Genomic DNA, 20792 nt, shown 5'->3' on the forward strand with positions numbered 1-20792 from the left:
AATCAAACCGACACTTGCGCTTTGATATGCGGGTGCGGGTCATAATCCGCCAATTCAAAATCGTCGAATCGGAAGGCAAAAATGTCGCGCACATCGGGGTTGATGTGCATTTTGGGCAGCGGGCGCGGTTCGCGCGTAAGCTGCAACTGGGCTTGTTCCAAATGGTTGAGATACAAATGCGCGTCGCCGAGCGTGTGGATGAATTCGCCCGCTTGCAAGCCGCAGACTTGGGCGAGCATCATGGTGAGCAGGGCGTAGCTGGCGATGTTGAACGGCACGCCGAGGAAAATATCGGCGCTGCGCTGGTAGAGCTGGCAGGAGAGCTTGCCGTTGGCAACGTAGAACTGGAACAGCGCGTGGCAGGGGGGCAACGCCATGCTGTCCACTTCGGCGGGGTTCCATGCGGATACGATGAGACGGCGGCTGTCGGGGTTGGTTTGGATTTGCTGCACAAGGTTGCGGATTTGGTCTATGGTTTCGCCGTTTGCGCCGCGCCAACTGCGCCATTGCGCGCCATACACGCGCCCGAGGTCGCCGTTTTCGTCTGCCCATTCGTCCCAAATGCGCACGCCGTTTTCTTTGAGGTAGCGGATATTGGTGTCGCCCGATAAGAACCACAGCAGCTCGTGGATAATGGATTTGAGGTGCAGTTTTTTGGTGGTGAGCGCGGGGAAGCCTTGTGATAAGTCAAAGCGCATTTGGTAGCCGAATACGGAGCGCGTGCCTGTGCCTGTACGGTCGGATTTGGTTACGCCGTTTTGTAGGACGTGGCGCATGAGGTCTAAATATTGTTGCATGGTTTTTCTCTTGATTTGGTTTTCAGGCTGCCTCAGCTGATTAGGCAGCCTGAAAATAATGGAAACGTTTACACCGCTTGCGCATTGCGCTCCACCGCATCCACAAACTGGGCGGCCACGTCAAAGCCGGTTTGCTTCATGATTTCTTGGAAGCCGGTGGGGCTGGTTACGTTGATTTCGGTGAGGCAGTCGCCGATGACATCCAGCCCTGCCAACAAGATGCCGTGCGCTTTGAGCTGCGGGGCAAGGGTTTGGGCGATTTCGCGGTCGCGCTCGGATAATTCTTGCGCCACGCCACGCCCGCCTGCGGCAAGGTTGCCACGCGTTTCGCCGTTTTGTGGGATGCGGGCAAGGGCATAGGGGATGACTTCGCCGTCGATGATAAGAATGCGTTTGTCGCCATGCACGATGGCGGGCAGGTAGCGTTGCGCCATGATGGTGCGGCTATCTAGCTGCATCAGGGTTTCTAGGATGCTGCCGATGTTGGGGTCGCTTTCACGCAGCCTGAAAATGCCCATGCCGCCCATGCCGTCTAGTGGTTTGACGATGATGTCGCCATGCTCGGCGAGGAATTGGCGCACGTTGGCGGCGCGGGTGGTTACGATGGTGGGGGCGGTGAATTGGGGGTAGTTTAAAATGGCGAGTTTTTCGTTGTAGTCGCGCATGGCTTGCCCGCTGTTGAACACGCGCGCGCCTTGTTGCTCGGCGAGGGTGAGCAGTTGGGTGGAATAAAAGTACTGCATATTAAACGGTGGGTCGGTGCGCATGATGATGGCGTTGAACTCGGTTAAAGCGAGGCTTTGGGCGGGGGCAGCCTGAAACCATGCGTGGTCGTGGTCGTCCTTTGCGCCTAGAAATTGAATTTGGCTGGCTTGGGCAACCACGCTGCCGTTTTGCACGCTCAACTGGGCGGCGAGGGTGTGGAATAGGGTGTGCCCGCGCGCGGCGGCTTCGCGCATCATGGCGTAGGTGGTGTCTTTGTAGGTTTTGAAGCTGGCGAGCGGGTCGGCGATAAAGAGGATGTTCATGGGGGCTTTCGGGTGGCGCAGCAAGATGAGGGCAGCCTGAAATCGGGCAGTCGCAGCAAAGGCGGATATGAAACCCGCCTCTGTTTGCTTTGATGATGGATTGGGCGGGCGGGCCGCGATGTTGGGGGGGGCGCGTAACGTGTGCAAACCCCGTCTGGCTTCGTAACTGCGCTGCGCTTTGCGGGCTGCCGCGGCAGGCGGATTATTTGGCGACGGGTTGCAGCGTGTAGGTGAGGTTTTCGTCTTGCACTTTAAACAGCAAGTCAATGTTGGGATGCTTGCCCGCGTGTTTTTGCGCGTCCAAAACGTGTTCGTTGAACCAAATCAAGCCTTGCTCGGCGGCGTAGCGGTTCAGTTCGCCGTTAAACTCGGCGGCCAGCGCGTTATACACTTTCAGGCTGCCTAATTTGCCTTCGGCAGCGGGGATATGGTGCACCACGTTGCCTGCGGCATCGCATACGTTTAAACCGCTTAGGTGATCGATGCTGGGCATTTGGGCGAGGTTGGCTTGAAATGACATGATGTTCCTTTGTAAACGATTGATGTTGAAAGCGGTTGAGGCAGCCTGAAACGGGGTTTGCTGTTTTCAGGCTGCCTTAGCGTGGGATAAATGGGCAAGCTAATGCTTCGTGCCGAAGATTTTGTCGCCCGCATCGCCCAAACCAGGGATGATGTAGCCGTTTTCGTTGAGATGGCTGTCTAGCGCGGCGGTGTAGATTTTCACATCGGGATGCGCGGCGTTCACGGCTTTCACGCCTTCGGGCGCGGCAACCAGCACAAGGGCTTTGATGTTGCGGCAGCCTTTTTGTTTGAGCAAGTCAATCGTGGCAACCATAGAGCCGCCTGTTGCCAGCATGGGGTCAATAATCAGCGCGGGACGTTCGTCCATTTTGTCCACCAATTTTTCAAAATACGACACGGGCTGCAAGGTTTCTTCGTCGCGCTGCAAGCCGACTACGCTCACTTTTGCCCCTGGGATTAGGTCTAACACGCCATCCAGCATCCCCAAGCCTGCGCGCAAAATGGGTACCACGGTTACGGTTTTGCCTTTGATGCGCTCGCCTTGGATTTTGCCGCACCAGCCGTCGATTTCGTGTTGTTCGGTTTCAAAATCGCGCGTGGCTTCGTAGGTCATCAGGCGGGCGAGTTCTTTGGTGAGCGTGCGGAATTTGCCTGTGCTGCAATCGGCTTCGCGCATAAGGGTGAGTTTGTGGCGGACGAGGGGGTGGTCGATGATGAGCAGATTCATGGTTTTGTCTCTTTTGATGGGCTGAAAAACGGGGGCGATTATAGCGTGTTTTCAGGCTGCTTTACAGGGTTTAACAGTTGAAGAGGCAGCCTGAAAACGGGTTGAATGGGGGAAGCAAGATGATGATTGGGCATGCATGGGCGATATAGGCAGCCTGAAACCCGTTTCGCTCGTTTTCAGGCTGAAACCTAAAATGGAACGGTGGCGGCTCGCCGCCAAATGGCTGATGAAATAGAACATTATTGGTTTGCCAAGATGTCGGCAAGCCGTCGACGCTCCATCGGTTGTAGGTTCTGCAAAGGTTTCAGGCTGCCTTTTAACGTTGCAACTGCCGCTGCCATTGCCAAGCAAACGCCCAGCCCATCAACGCGCCGCCGCCGTGCGCCATGTGGGCGATGTTGTCGCCAAACAGCGAAACGCCCGACACTTGGGCGAACACTTCGTATAACACCATGCCGCCCACCAAATAACGCGCCTGCACGGGCACGGGGATAAACATCAGCGACAGCGGCGCTTTGGGATACACGGCAGAAAACGCCGCCAGCACGCCAAACACCGCGCCCGATGCGCCCAGCATAGAGCCGTTGCTGCCCATAAACGGCAAATACGCCGCCGCGCCCGCCAAGCCCGAAGCAAAATACAACGCCCACACGCGCTTGGCTGTCCACACGCGCAGCAGCGGCGGCATAAACGAGCCGAGCGCAAACATATTAAAGCCCAAATGCATCAGGCTTTCGTGTAAAAACATGTGGGTAAACCATTGCCAGATATGGTAATTCGGGTTTTCAGGCTGCCATAGCGCGCCTTCTGTCCGCCAATCGAAGCCCGATTCTTGCAGCAGGAAAATGGCGACGTTGAGGGCGATAAGGATGATGTGGGGTTGGAGGCGGATTTTGTTCATGGTGGTGAAAGCGGGAACATTCATTCAACAGACTAAGGCAGCCTGAAAACGGCAAACGGTTTTCAGGCTGCCCAAACATCAAAGCGGCGGCGGAAAACCAACGATGGATTACGCCCACACCAGCAAGGCATGGTTGCGCTTGCCGCGTTTGATAATGGTGTATTTGCCAAAGCGTTTGTGCGCGTCGGTGAGCAGATACAAATCATCGGGTTTCTCGGCGGCGTGGTTGGGGTTGTTGGCTTCGGCGGGGCTGCCGTTAATCAACACCGCGTTGCTTTGCACAAAGCCGCGCGCTTCCTTGTTGGATTTTGCCAAACCCGCTTGCACCAACGCTTCCACCACATTCAGGCTGCCTGAATGGGAAACGTGCAGCGCGGGCAAGCCGTCCAGCGCCAGTTGCGCGTAATCCTGCTCGGTGAGGCTGCTTTCGTCGCCCGAAAACAGGCTTTGCGTGATGCGTTGCGCGGCTTCCAGCGCGGCTTCGCCGTGAATCAGGCGCGTCATTTCTTCGGCGAGGATGCGTTGTGCTTCGGGTTTGGCGCTGCTGGCTTTATCCGCCGCTTCAATCGCGTCAATTTGTTCTAGGGTTAAGAAAGTAAAATATTTCAAGAATTTATACACATCGGCATCGGCGACTTTGAGCCAGAATTGGTAGAACTGGTAGGGCGAGGTTTTGGCGGCGTTGAGCCACACCGCGCCGCCTTCGGTTTTGCCGAATTTGGTGCCGTCGGCTTTGGTAACCAGCGGCAGCGTCATGCCGTGCACGGTTTTGTGGTTGAGGCGGCGGGTGGTTTCCGTGCCCCATGTGATGTTGCCCCATTGGTCGGAGCCGCCGATTTCCAGTTGCACGTTGTGGCGCAGGTTGAGCTGGGCAAAGTCGTAGCCTTGCAGCAGCGCGTAGGAAAATTCGGTGAACGAGATGCCTTGGTCTTCGCGCTCAATGCGTTGTTTTACCGATTCTTTTGCCAGCATGGCGTTCACGGAAAAATGCTTGCCGATGTCGCGCAGAAAATCCAAGCAGTTCATGCTGCCGAACCAATTGGCGTTGTTTTCCATAATGGCGGGGTTTTCGCTGTCAAATTTTAAAAACGGCGTGAGCTGGTTTTTGATGCTTTCCACCCAGCCTGCCACGGTTTCGGGCGTGTTCAGGCTGCGTTCTACCGCTTTGAAGCTGGGGTCGCCAATCATGCCCGTTGCCCCGCCCACCAGCGCCACGGGCGTGTGCCCTGCGTTTTGGAAGCGGCGCAACACCAACACGGGCAACAAATGCCCGATGTGCAAGCTATCGGCGGTGGGGTCAAAGCCGCAATAGAGCGCGATTTTTTCGTTGTCCAACAGCTTGGAGAGTTCGTTGATGTCGGTGGTTTGGGCAATCAGCCCGCGGGCTTGGAGGTCTTGCAATAAGGGGTTCATAAGTTTCCGATTTCCAATAAAAGGCAGCCTGAAAACGGTTCAGGCTGCGGTTGAATGACGGGGCGGATTTTAAAGCATTTTTAGGCTGCCTGAAAGCCGGCGCGCGCGGTTCGGTTGGCAAAACGGGCGGGCAAAGGCAAGGCTATGCGCCCGTGGCATCGTGTTCTTCGCGCCCGGCATCGGCAGCCTGAAAAGTCTCAAACCAGCCTGCCACCACTTCGTTGACTTCGTCCGTGCCTTGTTTTTTCAAGCTGGAAAATAGTTGCACCGAAACGCTTTGCCGTTCGGCAAACGGCTTCAAGGCTTTTTGCACGGCGGCAAGGGTTTTGATTTGCTCGTTTTTGGATAATTTGTCGGCTTTGGAAAGCAGGATGTGCACGGGGCGGCCCGTGAGCGCGAAAAAGTCCAGCATTTGGATGTCCAGCGGCTTCATCGGATGGCGCACGTCCATAATCAACACCAAGCCAATCAACTGTTTGCGCGTTTGCAAATAATCGCCCAGCAGCTTCACCCAATGTGCGCGGACGGCTTCGGGCACTTGCGCGTAGCCGTAGCCGGGCAAATCCACCATAAAGTTGCCGTTTGCCAGCTCAAAAAAATTGATGTGCTGCGTGCGCCCCGGGGTTTTGGACACATACGCCAAGCGCACATGGCTGCATAACGTATTGATTGCGCTGGATTTGCCCGCATTGCTGCGCCCCACGAAGGCGATTTCGGCGGGCGTGTCGGGCAGGTCTTTTAAGTGGTTTACGGTGGTGAAAAATTGGGCGTTTTGGAATAGATTGTTCATGGCTGTAAAGATTTGTGAATTTGGTATAGAATACCACGTTTGAAAGATTCTCGGTTTTGAACCGCTACACAATATAAAAAATTCAGGAGCACTTTTCATGAAACGTTTAACTCTGTTGGCAATTTTTGCTGCTTGCGGCTTGGCTTCGGCAGCGCCTGATTTAAGCAAAGGCAAGCAGGCGGCTATGGTTTGTTCAGGCTGCCACATGGTGGATGGCAACAGCACCATCGCCATGTATCCCAAAATCGCGGGGCAGCATTCGGATTACATTTTCAAACAAATGCTGGACATCAAAAAAGGCGAGCGCAAAACCGGCAATTCCGCGGTGATGGCGCCCATCGTGCAAAACATGAGCGAAGCCGATATGCACAACATCGCCGCTTATTTCGCCACGCAGCAGGCCAAAGCGGGCGAAGCCAACCCTAAAGCCAACCCCGAGTTAGGCAAAACCATTTTCCGTTCGGGCCTGCCCGGCAAGAGCATCCCGGCGTGCATGTCGTGCCACGGGCCTGCGGGTGCGGGCTATCCTGCGGGCGGCACAACGTTTTCAGGTTTTCCGCGCGTAGGCGGGCAGCATGAGGGCTATATCGCCGACCAACTGCATCTGTATGCCAAAGGCGAGCGCAAATCGCCCAACAGCATCATGGAAGACATCGCTTCGCGCATGAGCGAAGACGACATCCGCGCGGTGAGCACTTATATCCAAGGCTTGAAATAATCGTTTTATGCTTTTCAGGCTGCCTAATGGTAAACAGCGTTAGGCAGCCTGAAATGTATTTTGCATTGCTTTTTCAGGCTGCCTATAATCGCTGCCTGAGCCGTCTTAACCTTTTTTAAACATTCTTGCCATGTCTTTATCGTCTCCGCCCAAAATCCCTTTTATCCGCCGCCCGTGGTTTGCTTTTTTCAGCTCCATGCGCTTTGCGGTGGCGCTGCTTTCGGTGTTGGCGATTGCTTCTGTTGTCGGCACGGTGTTGCAGCAAAATCAGCCCAAGCAAAATTATGTGGTCAAATTTGGCGCGTTTTGGACGGAAATCTTTGAATTTTTGGGGCTGTTTGACGTGTATGCTTCGGCGTGGTTCACGCTGATTATGCTGTTTTTGGTGTTGAGCACGAGCTTATGCTTATGGCGCAATGTGCCGCCGTTTTTGCGCGAAATGCGCTCGTTTCGCACCAACACCACCGTCAAATCGCTCGCGCACATGAAACACACCGCGCTGTTGCCTCGCGATATAGGCAGCCTAAAAACGGAAATCGCGGCGAAATATTGGCAGGTAAACGGCTTTCAAACGCGCATCACGCCGCGCGAGGATGGCAGCGTGTTGCTGTCGGCAAAAAAAGGCGCGATGAACAAATGGGGCTATATTTTTGCCCACGCGGCGATTATTGTGATTTGCTTGGGCGGCTTGGTGGACAGCAATTTGCTGCTAAAAATCGGCATGCTCACGGGCAAGATTGTGCCCGATACCAGCAGCCAATACGCGCGTGATTTTCAGGCTGCATCGCGCTTGTCGGCGAGCAATTTATCGTTTCGCGCCAATGCCGAAGTGATGGAAGGGCAAACAATAGAAGCGGCGTTTATCAATGCCGACAAGGGCTTGCTGCTGCAAGAGTTGCCGTTTACGCTGGAATTGAAAAAGTTTCACATTGATTTTTACAACACGGGCATGCCCAAAGATTTTGCCAGCGATATTGTGGTAACCGATAAGGCAAGCGGCAAGCGCGTGGCGCAGACCATTCGCGTGAACCATCCGCTCACCATCAACGGCATCACGATTTATCAATCCACCTATGGCGATGGCGGCTCGGATGTGCGCTTCCAAAGCTGGGATTTGCGCGGGGCAAACCCGCCCGTGTCGCTGGATGCGGTGTCGCAGCGCAGCTTCCCGCTGGATATGGGCACGGAAAAATATCAGTTTGAGCTGGGCGAACTGCGCGTGTTTAACGTGGAAAACACGGCGGCGGGCGAAACTGCCCAGCACGATGTGCGCAGCGTGGCGCAGCCCAAGCAGTTTCAAAACGTAGGTCCAACGATTAGTTTCAAGCTGCGCGATGCGGCTGGGCAGGCGCATGAGTATGTGAACTATATGCTGCCGTTGGAGCGCGAGGGGGCGAAGTTTTTTGCCACGGGCGAGCGCAGCGACATCAACGCGCCGTATCGCTGGCTGATGCTGCCCGCCGACCAAAACAACAAGCTAGACAGCTTTATGGCGTTGCGCGCCACCTTGATGCAGCCTGAAAAACGCGCGCAGATTGTGCAAACGGCGGTGAGCAATGTGAACGAGAATATGCGCGGCGATTTCAAGCTGGCGGTGGAAAACCTGCTGCGCCAGTTTGCCGAGGGCGGCTACATCGCGATTAACGAGCATATTCAGCAGAATGTGCCCGCCGAAGCGCAGAAAAAAACGGGCGAAATCATGTATCAGATTTTGTATAGCAGCATGGATGTGGCGCTCACGCAGGCGTTAAACGATTTCAGGCTGCCGACTATGGCTGCGGGCGAGGCGCGCAATCGCTTTATTTTAAACAGCATGGATGGCTACACCGCGCTCACCAAATTCCAATCGCCCGTGCTGCTGCAAATGGACACGTTTAAGCAAGTGAATATGTCGGGTTTGCAGATGACCAAATCGCCTGGTGCGAGCTTGGTGTATATTGGCTCGGTGCTGCTGGTGCTGGGCACGATTTTTATGTTTTACGTCCGCGAAAAACGCGCTTGGCTGCTGTTTTTCCCCGATGGCAGCACCCGCGTTGCCATGTCTGCCACCCGCAGCGAACGCGAATTGGCACGCGAGTTCCCCGAGCATTTGGCGAAGCTGGAAACGCTGGCGCGGGATTTGGGGCAGCCTGAAAGCGGGGGAGAACCGAGCGGCGGTTAATTGCATTGCCCCACTCTTGCTTATTTTTTGCCCGCGCAGGCGTTTCGCCGCCTACCACGAGCAGGGGCAAGCCCCAGCACCCCACGCGACAACCTTTTCAGGCTGCCTAAACGCCATTCCCGCGTTTAACCCGTAGGGTGGGCAATTCGTTGTCCACCAACCACCCTGTCCCCTTTTAGCTTTTCAGGCTGCCTAACCTCTCTCATCCCCACACAAAAAGGAATCCCCATGTTCAAACGCCCCGAAGAAATCCTCCTTATCCTAGTCGGCATCGCCTTTCTTGCCCTCACCTACTTTCTCGCAGGCTGGGCAACCGCCGCCTCGCTCAAATACACGCTGATGATTACAGGCTGCACGCTGCTTTGGCTCGCCGCCTACTTCTGGCTGTGGACACACGAAAAAGCCTTTTTGTTCTACCCCGTGTTGCTGGGCCTGCTGGTTGCCTGCTGGTGTCCGTGGCTGGACTGGTTTGCCCTGCGCCACACCGCAGCCGCCGATACCGCCAGCATGATTGTGCTCAACAAGCCGTGGTACGCCACATGGACATTCAAAGCCGTGCTGGTTGCCCTGCCCATCATCGGCGGCTACGCATGGGAATGGCGACGCAGCCGCAAGCGTAAGTTCGCAGGCAAGGTGTAAGAACCACAGCCGTGTAAACCATGCGCAGACGGTTTCAGGCTGCCTCCAATAGCCATCAGAGGCAGCCTGAAATCTATAATGGAGCGACGACGGCTCGTTGCCAAATAGCTGATTAAACAGAGCATGGCTGGCTTATCAAGATGTCGGCGAGCCACCAACGCTCCATCGCTTGCACTCTTTGCCAAGGTTTCAGGCTGCCTCATATACCCAAGGCAGCCTGAAAATAAAATCAGCTTATTTATCGCCAAGCACAACCCCAAAGTGCAAGGCAAGCCACGCAGCCATCGCCCAAGCCACCCATTCTCCCAACCCCAAAGGCAGCCTGAAAACCAAAAAACGCATTTTCAGGCTGCCTCATCCATCCCCCAATCCACACCCCATGAAATCCCTCTACATCCTCTACACAGGCGGCACCATCGGCATGACGCAAACCCCGCAAGGCTTGCAACCCAGCCGCGACATCGTTACCACCGCCCTACAACCCCACACAGGCAGCCTGAAAACAAGCGCAGCGAGTTTGTGTGAAATTGACCCCACATGGCACATCTGCGACCCCCTAATCGACAGCTCCGCCCTCACTCCCCAGCACTGGGCAAACTGGCTCACGTTGCTGCAAGCCGCCCTGCCGCAACACGATGCCATCCTCATCCTGCACGGCACCGACACTCTCGCCTACACCGCCAACCTGCTCGCCCTCGCCCTCAACCCCCACGGCAAACCCATCATCCTAACAGGCGCGCAAAAACCCCTCGGCGCAGCCCACAGCGATGCCCCCGCCAACCTCCACACTGCCCTCGCCGCCATCCAAAACCCCAGCACCCACGGCGTGCTGCTCGCCTTCAACGGCAAACTCATCCCGCCCGTCGGCAGCAGCAAAACCAGCACCGAACACGACAACGGCTTTGCCAACCCACATTTCGGCACATGGCAAACAGAAAATGGGCAGCCTGAAAATGCCCCAGCCCCCTTCGGCGGCAGCCTGCTGCAACGCCAATTCAACCCCCGCACGCGCGTCGTCCCCATCCTCCTCACCCCCAGCAATATGCTGGATAACGCCGCCGCCCAACTTAATCCCGACCACAGCGATGCCGCCATATTACTCAGCTACGGACACGGCAACGCCCCCGCCCATCCCGCCCTGCTCACCGCCATCCAACGCTACACCCAAGCAGGCAAACATTTGCTCAACATCAGCCAAGTGCCGCACGGCAACGCCGCCGCCGTGTACGCCCAAGGCAACGCCCTGCGCCAAGCAGGCGCCATCAACGGCGGGCGCTGCAACCTAGAAACCGCCATCGCCCTAATGATGCTCGCCGCCGCCAACCGCTGGACACGCGACGATGTGGAAAGCGAATTGCAGCGGCTGCGGCTGGTTTGAGCCATCGCTTGCAAACGGTTTCAGGCTGCCCAATCATCCATGCGCCGCCGCAGGGGCAGCTTCGTTCCACGCGTCGTTTGCTCCAACCCTTGCCGTTTGGTTTATAGGCAGCCTGAAAAGCAAAACCATTTGGTGTTCCGCCAAATGGTTTTTTGTCGGATAGATTGGGTTTTGGCTTCGCAACTCCGCTGCGCTCCGCAGGCTGCCTTTAAACATCCTAATCTTTTGCCCGAGCAGGCGTTTCGCCGCCTACCACGAGCAGGGGCAAGCCCCTGCACCCCGCCGCCGCATCAACCATTTGCGGCCTGATTTCAGGCTGCCTCGAAGGGCAAATATTTTCAACCGAGCGCACGGCAAGGCGGCATATTCTATTCTATGTATGGCAAACAAAAGGCAGCCTGAAATCCAAAACGGCAACGCGACAGCTCGTTCCAATGGCCTATTCAATAAGGCTTTCTGGTTAGCAAGCTGTCGGCGAGCTGCCGACGTTCCATTTTGCAGGCTCTCATGCTTTGGCGCAGCAAAGAAAAGGAAGCGCCTGTTGGCACGAGACGCATGGTTGGGGCTACATCCGAAGCCGAGCGCAAAGCGCAAACCCATTTTCAGGCTGCCCCATATTCATTCGTTTACCAGCACGCAAAACACCAAAAAGGCAGCCTGAAACCGCATAACACGTTTTCAGGCTGCCTTTCCATCCCCACCATCCCAATCTACTCAAACACCCGCCGCTCATCAGGCAATCGCCCCGCCCAATCGCAAGCAAACTGATATGCGGTGCGCCCCGAGCGGCTGCCGCGCATTTGCGCCCAGTTCAACGCGGCGTGTCGCGCGGTTTCGTCCAAAGGCAGCCTGAAATCTGCTAGCCAGTTTTCCACCGCTGCCAAGTATTCATTTTGGTCAAACGGATAAAAGCTCAACCACAAGCCAAAGCGGTCGGACAGCGATACTTTTTCTTCCACCGCTTCTTTGGCATGGATTTCGCCGCCGCGCCCTGTGTGCGTGTTGGCGTTGTCGTCCATGTATTCGGGCATCAGGTGGCGGCGGTTGGAAGTGGCATACACCAACACGTTGTCTGCGCGGCGCGATAGGCTGCCATCCAGCGCGGTTTTCAGGGCTTTGTAGCCGTCTTCGCCTTCTTCAAACGATAAATCGTCGCAGAACACGATGAATTTTTCGGGACGGCTTTCCAGCAAAATCAGCAGTGCGGGCAGCGTTGCCAAGTCGTTTTTGTCCACTTCAATCAGCCGCAAGCCGCGCTCGGCGTATTCGTGCAGCAGGGCTTTTACCAGCGATGATTTGCCTGTGCCGCGCGCGCCTGTGAGTAAGACGTTGTTGGCGGGTCGCCCTGCTAAAAATTGCTCGGTATTGCGCACCAGCCGCGCCATTTGGCTGTTTACGGCGGCAAGGCGGGCTAGCGGAAAGGTGTGCGGGCGTGGCAAGCCTTGCAACACGCCTGCGTTGCCTGCTTTTGTCCAGCGATAGGCGATGCTGGCTTGCCAATCGGGGGCGATGGCTTCGGGCGGCAGCCATGCGTCTAGGCGGCGCAACACGGATGCGGCTTGGTGCAAAAATTGGGCGAGTTTCATTTTCAGGCTGCCTTATTCGGCTGCGGGCGGTTCAACGCCCACATAGATGCGCGGCAAACCGTCCAGCATATAGGTTTCAAAATCGGTGGTGAAGGTGCGTTTCAGGCTGCCGTTGTCTTCAATTTCGCCCCATGTTTGGTACACGCTTTGCGCGCTTGGCTCGGGCACGATAAAGCGGGCGTAGTCTTGCGCGGGGATGTGGGTTTCGCTGGCGAAGCTGGGCAGCGGGAAATCGGTGGCGGTGATGCGCCCGATGGTGATGAGCACGTCGTTGGGTGCGTCGTCAAAATATTGGTACACGCAGTAAATCGTCATGGTGAACGAGGGCAGGCGGTTGGCTTTGTGGTTGCCTTCCCATTGCTGCCACATTTCGCCCAGCGTTTCGTGGGCTTTGTCTAGCGTGGTGCGCTGTTGGATGCCGATGATGCGCAGGGGGATGGGGACGGAGGTGTAGTCAAGCATGGTGTTCCTTGGGGGGTGATGATGAAGCAGCCTGAAACGGCGTTTGCGGTTGCCCGATGTTTCAGGCTGCCCGATGGATAAAGCAAAAGATGCAGCCTGAAACCGTGTTGGCGTTTTCAGGCTGCCTTAATGGGGGTTGTTGATTGCTAACAGCCCCCTGATTTGATTATTGGTTACGCAAATCCATAATGTCGCGCCAGCCGTCGTTGGTTTTCACCAAAGTGGCGTGTTTGGTTTGCGTTTGGTTCAGGCCGTTGTAATACGGGCTGTCTTTCAACAGCTTTTTCGCCCAGCGTTCGGCGTTGATTTTTGCCTCGTAAGACACTTGGGTGATGGTTACGCCGTTACTGGGGGTGGGCGCGGTGAAGAAATTGATTTTTTCTACTTTTTCGTTGCCAATGCACATCAAGGCTTCTTGGTTGGGCAAGGCTTGGAAGGTGTCTTCGCCTTTTTTGGTGAGGCTGTAAACCATGTAGCGCACCGCGTTGTCGCCCTCGCCCTCGCGTTGCTCCTTATCGCGGCGATACAAGCCCGCATCGGTGAGCACTTCCATTTGGTCAATCGCGGTTAAATTGGCGCGTTTGCCATTGTCTTGACGTTTCACCAGCTTCACTTCGGGCGAGCCCAGTGTGGGATTATCGCCCGCTTTGCGCGTGTCCACCGTCAGCTGAAACGGCACGCACACCGAATGAAATTTTACCGACGCATTCACCGCTTTTTGCACGGTAGATTTAGACAATTTGTCGCCGCCGCCGCAAGCTGCCAATAACAACACGCTGCTCAAAACCCACAATTTTTTCATGATTCACTCCGTGTTTACAAAAGTTTGCGAAAGAGCCAAGGATAACGGCAAAACCCGCCTGCGACAAGACAAAAATAGCATGATTTCGTACAATGTGGCTTTATTTGCAAGGAAATGTAAACATGACCATCCAGCTCTACGGCATCCCCAACTGCGCCACCGTGAAAAAAGCCCGCGCATGGCTAGACGAACACCACATCGCGCACGAATTCATCAACTTCAAAACCCAAGCCCCCACGCGCGAATGGCTTTCAGACTGCCTCAAACAAATCCCGCTGGACACGCTGCTCAACAAACGCGGCACCACATGGCGCAAGCTCACGCCCGAGCAGCAAGCCCAAGCCAATAGCGAAGCGGGCGCGATTGCGCTAATGATGGCGCAACCGAGCGTCATCAAACGCCCCGTGCTGGTGTGTGGTGGCAAGATTACCGTTGGCTTTGACGCAGATGCTTATGCCGCGCTGTTTCAGGCTGCCTCTTAATCCCCACCCAAAGGCAGCCCAAAACTATGTCTGTCTCTATGCCCGCCCCCATGCCCATCTTGTTCATTGCCGATTTGCACCTCTCCGACCACACGCCCGGCCTCAACGCCCTGTTTGCCCGATTTCTGCGCGATTGGCAGGGCAAAGCCGCCGCGCTCTACATCTTGGGCGATTTGTTTGACGCGTGGACGGGCGATGACGACGACAGCGCCACCGCCGCCCAAGTAGCGCAGCAGCTTGCCGACTTCGCCGCCGATGCACCCGTGTATTTCATCGCGGGCAATCGCGATTTTTTGCTGGGCAAACGCTACGCCGCCCAATGCCGCATGACGCTGCTGCCCGAAAACCAAATCGTTGAATATTTTGGAAAGACCATTTTGCTCACCCACGGCGATGAAATGTGCACCGACGATGTGGGCTATCTGCGCTACCGCAAAATCATGCGCAACAAAATTGTGCAAAAAATCCTGCTGTCGCTGCCGTTTCGCACGCGCAAAAACATTGCCGCCAAGCTACGCGCCGCCAGCCGCGAGCGCAAAAGGCAGCCTGAAAACTACGCCATCGCCGATGTAACCGAACAAGGCGTTCAGGCTGCCTTAGCCCGCCACCCGCACGCGCAAATCATTATCCACGGGCACACCCACCGCCCCGCCCATCATGTGCACACCTTTTGCCAGCGCGAAATCAGCCGCTATGTGCTGCAAGATTGGCACGACGGCAAAGGCGGCTATCTGCTGCTGGACGAACGCGGCGTGCACGCGCACGGCTTGCCCGAATAGTTTTCAGGCTGCCTTTGTTGCCCATTCAAAGGCAGCCTGAAAACCCAGTTCAACGAAATTATAGCGAGGCAAAATAACAACGACACAAGTAGGGTGTGTGGCTTTGCCACGCACGCGGTTTGCAAAATCTCAACCCAAGCCCGCGTGCGTGCCTGCGGCACACACCCTACACACTGTCATCAGCGACGCGGCAGATTATCCATATTGCGCATTCATACACGTTGTCATACGCCATTTGGCGATGCGCCGTCGCCACTCCATTGCGTTTCAGGCTGCCTTTGTTGCCTATTTAAAGGCAGCCTGAAAATCGCCCTCACACCATTTTCAGGCTGCCCCATGAAACCCCACCGCACCCTTATCATCTCCGTGTTTATCGTTGCCAGCTGCGGCTTGGCGTATGAACTCATCACCGCCGCGCTGGCAAGCTATCTGCTGGGCGACAGCATTTTCCAATACTCGCTCATCATCGGGCTGTATCTGTTTTCCATGGGCATCGGCGCGCACCTCACGCGCTACATCGCCGATAAAGACGTGTTGCACCGCTTTATAGAAATCGAGCTGCTGGTGGGGTTGATTGGCGGTATTTCCGCGCTGTTTCTGTTTACCGCGTTCGGCATCGCCGCCGCGCCGTTTCGCACGCTGCTGTATGCGCTGGTTGCCGTTATCGGCACGGTGGTCGGCATGGAAATCCCGCTGGTGATGCGCGTGCTCAACGAGCAACGGCTCGCATTCAAAGACACCGTTGCCCGCGTGCTCACCTTTGACTACATGGGCGCGCTTGCCGTGTCGCTGCTGTTTCCGCTTTTCCTTGCGCCCAAGCTCGGCATGGCACGCTCCGCGCTGCTGTTCGGCTTGCTCAACGCCGCCGTTGCCCTGCTCACCGCGCGCGTTTTCAGGCTGCATCTGCCGCGCTATCGCAGCCTGAAATGGCGCAGCTACGCCGTGCTGCTGTTGCTGCTGGTTGCCTTTGTTTTTGCCAACCGCTGGGTGTTCCAAGCCGAGCAGCGTTATTTTGGCGACCCCGTGGTGTTTGAAAGCCATTCGCCCTACCAGCGGCTGGTGGTAACGCAATGGAAAGACGATACCCGCTTGTATATTAACGGCAATTTGCAATTCTCCTCGCGCGACGAAGCCCGTTACCACGAAGCCCTTGTCATCCCCGCCATGCAAGCCGCCGCGCAGCACAAGCGCGTGTTGATTTTGGGCGGCGGCGATGGTTTGGCGGCGCGAGAAGTGTTGAAATATCCGCAAGTTCAACAAGTTACGCTAGTGGATTTAGACCCCGATATGACGCGCACTTTTCAAACGTCTGCCAAACTGGTTGCCCTGAACCAAAACGCACTCAACCATCCCAAGCTGCGCATCATCAACGACGATGCCGCGCAATGGCTGCAACACACCGCCGCGCAGTTTGATGTCATCATCATTGACCTGCCCGACCCCTCCAATTTTGCGCTGGGCAAGCTGTATTCCGTGCCGATGTACCGTCTGGTGGCGCGGCATTTGGCAGCGGGCGGCAAGATGGTGGTGCAATCCACCTCGCCTTATTTTGCGCCCCATGCGTATTGGTCGGTGGTGGCGACGCTGGAAGCGGCAGGGTTGAAAACCGCGCCGTATCATGTGTATGTGCCCAGCTTCGGCGAATGGGGTTATGTGTTGGCGGGCGCAGAAGCCGATTTCAGGCTGCCCATCCGCGTGGACGTGCCTACCCGTTTTTTGAACGCGGCGGAAATGGCGCAAATGTTCCGCTTCCCCGCCGACATGGCGCGGCGCGAGGTTGAACCGAATTATCTGAATAACCAAAAATTGGTGGCGTATTTTGAGCAGGATTGGGCGAATGTGATGCGGTGATGAACGCGGAGTAGGTTTTCAGACTGCCTTTGCGGCGAGACAGAGGCAGCCTGAAAATATTTTTGAGCATAACAGGAGAGAACGATGAACCAACTATCTTGGAACGAGGCCGCAGTTATCAGCGCGTTGGCTGCGGTGTTGTCGTGGATTTATCCGCCGTTTATTTGCTTTATCGGCGTGGGCGGCGTGTGCGCAGCAACTTTTGGCGGCATTGCCTTGCTGGAATTGCGCGAAACGCCCGCGCGCGGGCTGGCTTTGGCGCGATTGGGCTGGTATGTGGGCTGGATAAACATCGCGGCGTATGTGTATTTGATGGCGGGCTTGGTTCGGCAAGCCATAGCGGGTGGTTAGTGAGCGGGGCGCATGGATTGTGGCGCGGCAATCGGATGGTTGGCGTGTTGCGGATTTTCAGGCTGAAACCTTTGCAAAACCCCAGTGGCAGCCTGAAATTTAAAATGGAGCGGCGACGGCTCGTCGCCAAATAGTTGATTTAAAGCAGTTTTGCTAATTGAAAATATGTCGGCAAGCCGCCAACGCTCCATCGGTTACAGGTTTTGCAAAGGTTTCAGGCTGTCAATGGGGGTAGGGCAGCCTGAAAACGGATTGGAAGGTATTGGCTTGCCGATATTCATTTGAAGGCAGCCTGAAAACGTGTATGGCATGGTTTTCAGGCTGCCTTAAACCGCGTGCGTAGCGGAGCTACACGCCCTGCGGCTTGCTGCGGTTTGCGGTGGGTTGGGTATTGATGCCCGACATTTTTTTTAAATGTTCGGGTGTCTGCCCATCGGGCATAAATGACCGACCTACTCATCTCGCGCCGCACACCGCCAACGCCTCGCAAAACCCCGCCGGTGTTCGGGCAGATATTTTTCCACCACCGCTCGCGCGTCTTGCGACCATTCTTCGGCAAACCCGCCATCACCGACATCGCAGAAAATTTTCCGCCCGCTGCCCTCGTATGCGGTTTCCAATTCGCGCAACGCCGCCAGCGTATCCATAAAAGCCGCCAAACTCGGCGCAACGCTCGTGCGGTTTTCCACCGTGCCGTAGCCTGTCGGCAGCCAGAATACAGGGCATTCGGGCTGGACAGTGTCGGCGAACAGCACCGAATCATCAACCAGCCGCGCAAAAATCACCCAGCTTGGCTGCCATTGCAGGTTTGGCACAAGCTCGTGGGTTTTGCTGTCCGCAACGATAGACCAGCCCTCCGGTGCGTCTGCCAGCTCTTCGTAGTCCAACCATTCCACCAATCCGTCCAACAACGGCAAAAAACCGCTGCTTTCGTCCAATCTGCCGATGCGGATATGGCGGTAAAACCCGCCCAGCGCGTCCATGTTTTCGGGCAGGCTGCCCATAGCCGGCAATTCGCTGTGCGGCACGCGGTGTGCGCCGTAGCCGATGCCGTTGGGGAAGTATGGCAGCGGCAGCAGTTCGCGCGGCTGGGGAAGGTATTGCAGGTGAAACAGGCGGGCGAAGTGTTTTAGGTTCATGGGTTGTCCTTTCGCAAAGGGGGTGGGCTACCTGAAAACGAACGGAGTGAGTTTCAGCGGAGCTAAAACGAGCGCAGCGGGTTTCTGCGAAGCTAAAAGGGTTGAGGCAGCCTGAAAACGTGAAATCTTGTTTTTGGCTTGTTTTCAGGCTGCCTCACCGCTTTGCTGCGCCTGCGCCCATGCCACGGCGGTGGTAATGGCGGCTTTGGCCTGCGGGCTGTTTTTCCAGCAGCTTGAACCTGTGAGCAAAGCGCCTTGCTGCAAAATATCGGTGGGGTCAGCCGTTGCCAGTTTGGCGACATCGTCCAAGCCCATTTGCTGCAAACGCTGCAACACGGTTTTGCCCACGCCTTTTACGGCGAGCAGGCTGGCGGTTTGGGTTTCAGTGAAGGGCATGATTTTTCCTTTGTGGCGGTGGAGAATGTGCGGGCAGCCTGAAAAGCATTTTTCCGTTTTCAGGCTGCCTCTTTTCACTGGGCAGATGGATTGAAATACTGAACAAACTCTTTTGCGCTCGGGCAGTTGGGGTGTTGTGCAGCGCGTTCAATGGAGAAATCCCAATATTTCGCCATACGGTTAGCGCAGATTAGTTTTGAACCCACGCCGCGCACGCTTTTTTCGTTGATGATTTCACGAATACGCTCCCAAGGTTTATCTTGTGTCTGCTCGGGATATTCTTCATGGAATTGACTAATTTGTAAAAAATTGCACATGGCTTGCGAGTCCGCCAAATACCATGCTTCCAATGCTTTAATGGCGATAAATATAAATTCAATCTTCTCGTGTGATATGCGTTTGCGCACATTTTCGGCACAAGGATCATCTTCCAAATCAGTCAAAACAAATAATTTCTCCACACCTAAATTGGCAAATTCCGCCAAATGTGAATCCATATATTCAGGCAGCAGATTCCCCCCGCCTTTTGCATCTTGTACTTTGACCAACTCAAAACCGCATTTGGCAAAGAAATCACGGAAATTTTGTGATGTTTCCAGCAGTTTCTTTTCGCTTGCTCCTTCCACGATAAAGCCGATTTTTACCATGGCGAGCCTCCACCCAAAATATTGGTTAGCCAAGCGGTATCTAAGGGAATTTTGTTTTTATCCACGCTTGAACCCCGCAAACTTTTCACTTGTGTTGCTCCATTTTCCTGCTGCACAAAAAACAGTTCTTCCACTTCGCTATTCCGTACCACAGATTCGCTGTGAGTGGTCAGAATAACCGTGTGTTTGCCTGATTCTGCCATTTTGTTGCGGATAAAGCCGATAATCTCGCCAATGGCTTTGGGATGAATGCCGCGCTCGGGCTCTTCAATAATCGTAATTCCGTACTCGTTATAGCGGCTTAGAATGGCAGTTAGGATACAAATCACATAAATTGTGCCGTCTGAAATCAGGTGTGCAGGGAATTGTTTACCGCTGGCTTCTGTAAAGGATAAACCTACCGAACCATCCAAGCGATTAGCAGAGGCATTGATTTCTTGCATTTGCGGAACGATGAGTTCCAGCCATTCCATCAGGGTTTCGCGGAAATCATCGTCCTTTTCTAGTTTGGCGAGTACGGCAGTGATGTTGTTGCCATTGGGGTTAAGTTCATCTGAATTGATGATGTCGCGGCTGGGATATTTAGCGGTGAATGGGTCAATACGGAAAATTTTTATATTAGTTACAAAATCAAATAGCTCAATATAGTCAAAATCTTCAATCATTAATAATGTAGAAAACTTAGATGGTTTAGAGCTGGTTAAACGAAATTCTTTTAAAGTTTCATAAGCATGGTTATTTAAATATTGTGCAACATCACTCCTTGCTTCCTTAATTTTATTTGCCAATTCATTCATATTACTTTTATATTCACTAAGAATAGCCTCAGCTTCTTTTGTATTTTCAATATTACTAATAAAAACAATATTATTATCTTTTGATAATTCTTCTTCAATAATAAAATTTCCATCTTCTGAAAATCTTAATTTTGATAAATAGGAAAAAATTGCGCTATTTAAATTTACTTCTATTTTTAACAGCATTTCTTTTGATACTTCACTATCGTTTCTCTTTGGCAAAATATCACTCAATCCACCAAAATCTTTAATAGCACTATCTAACCCATAACGTATTACCGCCCCAAAAAACGCCAACGCCTCCACCAAATTACTCTTCCCCGCCCCATTTGCCCCAGCCAGCACCATCAAAGAAGGCACATCTTCCAGCACTAAATGTCCAATACTTTTATAGCCTTTGATTTCCAATCGCTTGATTTTCATTTT

The 20792-nt window shown here is 54.6% G+C and carries 25 protein-coding genes; 9 read left to right on the top strand and 16 right to left on the bottom strand.

Going from position 1 to position 20792, the window contains the following annotated elements; all coding sequences use genetic code 11:
* Positions 1 to 2 precede the first annotated feature (2 nt).
* From H3L93_RS04265 to yihA, 7 genes are all read right to left on the bottom strand, one after another.
* Positions 3 to 797, bottom strand: a complete 795-nt coding sequence (locus tag H3L93_RS04265) for a thymidylate synthase (protein WP_003796496.1) — start codon at positions 795 to 797, stop codon at positions 3 to 5.
* Between the two features lie 68 nt (positions 798 to 865).
* Positions 866 to 1825 (bottom strand): glutathione synthase, encoded by a 960-nt coding sequence (gene gshB / locus H3L93_RS04270; RefSeq protein WP_040558669.1) that lies wholly within the window; start codon positions 1823 to 1825, stop codon positions 866 to 868.
* A gap of 202 nt (positions 1826 to 2027) precedes the next feature.
* Positions 2028 to 2345, bottom strand: a complete 318-nt coding sequence (locus H3L93_RS04275) for a DUF2322 family protein (protein ID WP_003796493.1) — start codon at positions 2343 to 2345, stop codon at positions 2028 to 2030.
* Positions 2346 to 2444: 99 nt separating this feature from the next.
* Positions 2445 to 3074: a uracil phosphoribosyltransferase gene (gene upp / locus H3L93_RS04280; protein ID WP_003796489.1), complete on the bottom strand. Its 630-nt coding sequence runs from the start codon at positions 3072 to 3074 to the stop codon at positions 2445 to 2447.
* Positions 3075 to 3390: 316 nt separating this feature from the next.
* Complete coding sequence (locus H3L93_RS04290) at positions 3391 to 3999, bottom strand: rhomboid family intramembrane serine protease (protein ID WP_003796485.1); 609 nt, start codon at positions 3997 to 3999, stop codon at positions 3391 to 3393.
* Between the two features lie 84 nt (positions 4000 to 4083).
* Positions 4084 to 5388 (bottom strand): tyrosine--tRNA ligase, encoded by a 1305-nt coding sequence (gene tyrS / locus H3L93_RS04295; RefSeq protein WP_003796483.1) that lies wholly within the window; start codon positions 5386 to 5388, stop codon positions 4084 to 4086.
* Positions 5389 to 5530: 142 nt separating this feature from the next.
* Positions 5531 to 6178, bottom strand: a complete 648-nt coding sequence (yihA, locus tag H3L93_RS04300) for a ribosome biogenesis GTP-binding protein YihA/YsxC (RefSeq protein ID WP_040558667.1) — start codon at positions 6176 to 6178, stop codon at positions 5531 to 5533.
* A 97-nt stretch (positions 6179 to 6275) separates the two neighbouring features.
* On the opposite strand from yihA, the gene H3L93_RS04305 reads away from it, so the two are divergent.
* The 5 genes from H3L93_RS04305 to H3L93_RS04325 all read left to right on the top strand — a co-directional run bounded on the left by H3L93_RS04305 (position 6276) and on the right by H3L93_RS04325 (position 11842).
* A complete protein-coding gene (locus tag H3L93_RS04305; RefSeq protein ID WP_040558665.1) occupies positions 6276 to 6896 on the top strand; it encodes a c-type cytochrome in 621 nt (206 codons plus the stop codon).
* Positions 6897 to 7026: 130 nt separating this feature from the next.
* A complete protein-coding gene (locus tag H3L93_RS04310; RefSeq protein WP_040558662.1) occupies positions 7027 to 9057 on the top strand; it encodes a cytochrome c biogenesis protein ResB in 2031 nt (676 codons plus the stop codon).
* Between the two features lie 228 nt (positions 9058 to 9285).
* Entirely contained in the window at positions 9286 to 9696 is a 411-nt protein-coding gene (locus H3L93_RS04315) for a hypothetical protein (RefSeq protein ID WP_003796473.1), read from the top strand.
* A 379-nt stretch (positions 9697 to 10075) separates the two neighbouring features.
* Complete coding sequence (locus H3L93_RS04320; RefSeq protein WP_003796471.1) at positions 10076 to 11074, top strand: asparaginase; 999 nt, start codon at positions 10076 to 10078, stop codon at positions 11072 to 11074.
* Between the two features lie 555 nt (positions 11075 to 11629).
* Positions 11630 to 11842, top strand: coding sequence for a hypothetical protein (locus H3L93_RS04325; protein WP_182077705.1), 213 nt, complete (start codon positions 11630 to 11632; stop codon positions 11840 to 11842).
* Here the strand turns inward: H3L93_RS04325 and H3L93_RS04330 are convergent.
* The 3 genes from H3L93_RS04330 to H3L93_RS04340 form a co-directional block, all read right to left on the bottom strand.
* Positions 11785 to 12660, bottom strand: a complete 876-nt coding sequence (locus H3L93_RS04330) for an ATP-binding protein (RefSeq protein ID WP_003796462.1) — start codon at positions 12658 to 12660, stop codon at positions 11785 to 11787. The genes H3L93_RS04325 and H3L93_RS04330 overlap by 58 nt on opposite strands.
* Before the next feature lie 12 nt (positions 12661 to 12672).
* Positions 12673 to 13122, bottom strand: a complete 450-nt coding sequence (locus H3L93_RS04335; protein ID WP_003796460.1) for a GyrI-like domain-containing protein — start codon at positions 13120 to 13122, stop codon at positions 12673 to 12675.
* A gap of 166 nt (positions 13123 to 13288) precedes the next feature.
* Positions 13289 to 13924 carry a hypothetical protein gene (locus H3L93_RS04340; RefSeq protein WP_003796458.1) on the bottom strand — a complete coding sequence of 212 codons (636 nt, stop codon included), beginning with the start codon at positions 13922 to 13924 and terminating at the stop codon, positions 13289 to 13291.
* Between the two features lie 122 nt (positions 13925 to 14046).
* Between H3L93_RS04340 and H3L93_RS04345 the strand changes: the two genes are divergently transcribed.
* Positions 14047 to 14406: an arsenate reductase gene (locus H3L93_RS04345; RefSeq protein ID WP_040558657.1), complete on the top strand. Its 360-nt coding sequence runs from the start codon at positions 14047 to 14049 to the stop codon at positions 14404 to 14406.
* A 26-nt stretch (positions 14407 to 14432) separates the two neighbouring features.
* The gene (locus H3L93_RS04350) at positions 14433 to 15185 is read left to right on the top strand and encodes a UDP-2,3-diacylglucosamine diphosphatase (protein WP_246313997.1); all 753 of its coding nucleotides are present in this window, start codon (positions 14433 to 14435) and stop codon (positions 15183 to 15185) included.
* A gap of 224 nt (positions 15186 to 15409) precedes the next feature.
* On the opposite strand, the gene H3L93_RS13305 is transcribed toward H3L93_RS04350, so the two are convergent.
* Positions 15410 to 15538 (bottom strand): hypothetical protein, encoded by a 129-nt coding sequence (locus tag H3L93_RS13305; protein ID WP_268884201.1) that lies wholly within the window; start codon positions 15536 to 15538, stop codon positions 15410 to 15412.
* Between H3L93_RS13305 and H3L93_RS04355 the strand changes: the two genes are divergently transcribed.
* Both H3L93_RS04355 and H3L93_RS04360 read left to right on the top strand, forming a co-directional pair.
* A complete protein-coding gene (locus H3L93_RS04355; RefSeq protein WP_003796452.1) occupies positions 15522 to 17036 on the top strand; it encodes a polyamine aminopropyltransferase in 1515 nt (504 codons plus the stop codon). The genes H3L93_RS13305 and H3L93_RS04355 overlap by 17 nt on opposite strands.
* Before the next feature lie 84 nt (positions 17037 to 17120).
* The gene (locus tag H3L93_RS04360) at positions 17121 to 17387 is read left to right on the top strand and encodes a hypothetical protein (protein ID WP_003796450.1); all 267 of its coding nucleotides are present in this window, start codon (positions 17121 to 17123) and stop codon (positions 17385 to 17387) included.
* Here the strand turns inward: H3L93_RS04360 and H3L93_RS04365 are convergent.
* The 5 genes from H3L93_RS04365 to H3L93_RS04385 all read right to left on the bottom strand — a co-directional run bounded on the left by H3L93_RS04365 (position 17384) and on the right by H3L93_RS04385 (position 20789).
* A complete protein-coding gene (locus tag H3L93_RS04365; RefSeq protein WP_003796446.1) occupies positions 17384 to 17578 on the bottom strand; it encodes a hypothetical protein in 195 nt (64 codons plus the stop codon). The genes H3L93_RS04360 and H3L93_RS04365 overlap by 4 nt on opposite strands.
* A gap of 261 nt (positions 17579 to 17839) precedes the next feature.
* Positions 17840 to 18526 carry a hypothetical protein gene (locus H3L93_RS04370; protein WP_003796443.1) on the bottom strand — a complete coding sequence of 229 codons (687 nt, stop codon included), beginning with the start codon at positions 18524 to 18526 and terminating at the stop codon, positions 17840 to 17842.
* 144 nt (positions 18527 to 18670) lie between these two features.
* Entirely contained in the window at positions 18671 to 18922 is a 252-nt protein-coding gene (locus H3L93_RS04375; RefSeq protein WP_003796441.1) for a hypothetical protein, read from the bottom strand.
* A gap of 74 nt (positions 18923 to 18996) precedes the next feature.
* Positions 18997 to 19569 carry a DUF4276 family protein gene (locus H3L93_RS04380; RefSeq protein ID WP_003796439.1) on the bottom strand — a complete coding sequence of 191 codons (573 nt, stop codon included), beginning with the start codon at positions 19567 to 19569 and terminating at the stop codon, positions 18997 to 18999.
* Entirely contained in the window at positions 19563 to 20789 is a 1227-nt protein-coding gene (locus H3L93_RS04385; RefSeq protein ID WP_003796438.1) for an AAA family ATPase, read from the bottom strand. Before H3L93_RS04385 ends, H3L93_RS04380 begins: the two co-directional genes overlap by 7 nt.
* Positions 20790 to 20792 lie beyond the last annotated feature (3 nt).

Origin of the sequence: Kingella oralis, assembly GCF_014054985.1 — a bacterium.
GTDB classification, from domain to species: Bacteria; Pseudomonadota; Gammaproteobacteria; order Burkholderiales; family Neisseriaceae; genus Kingella_B; species Kingella_B oralis.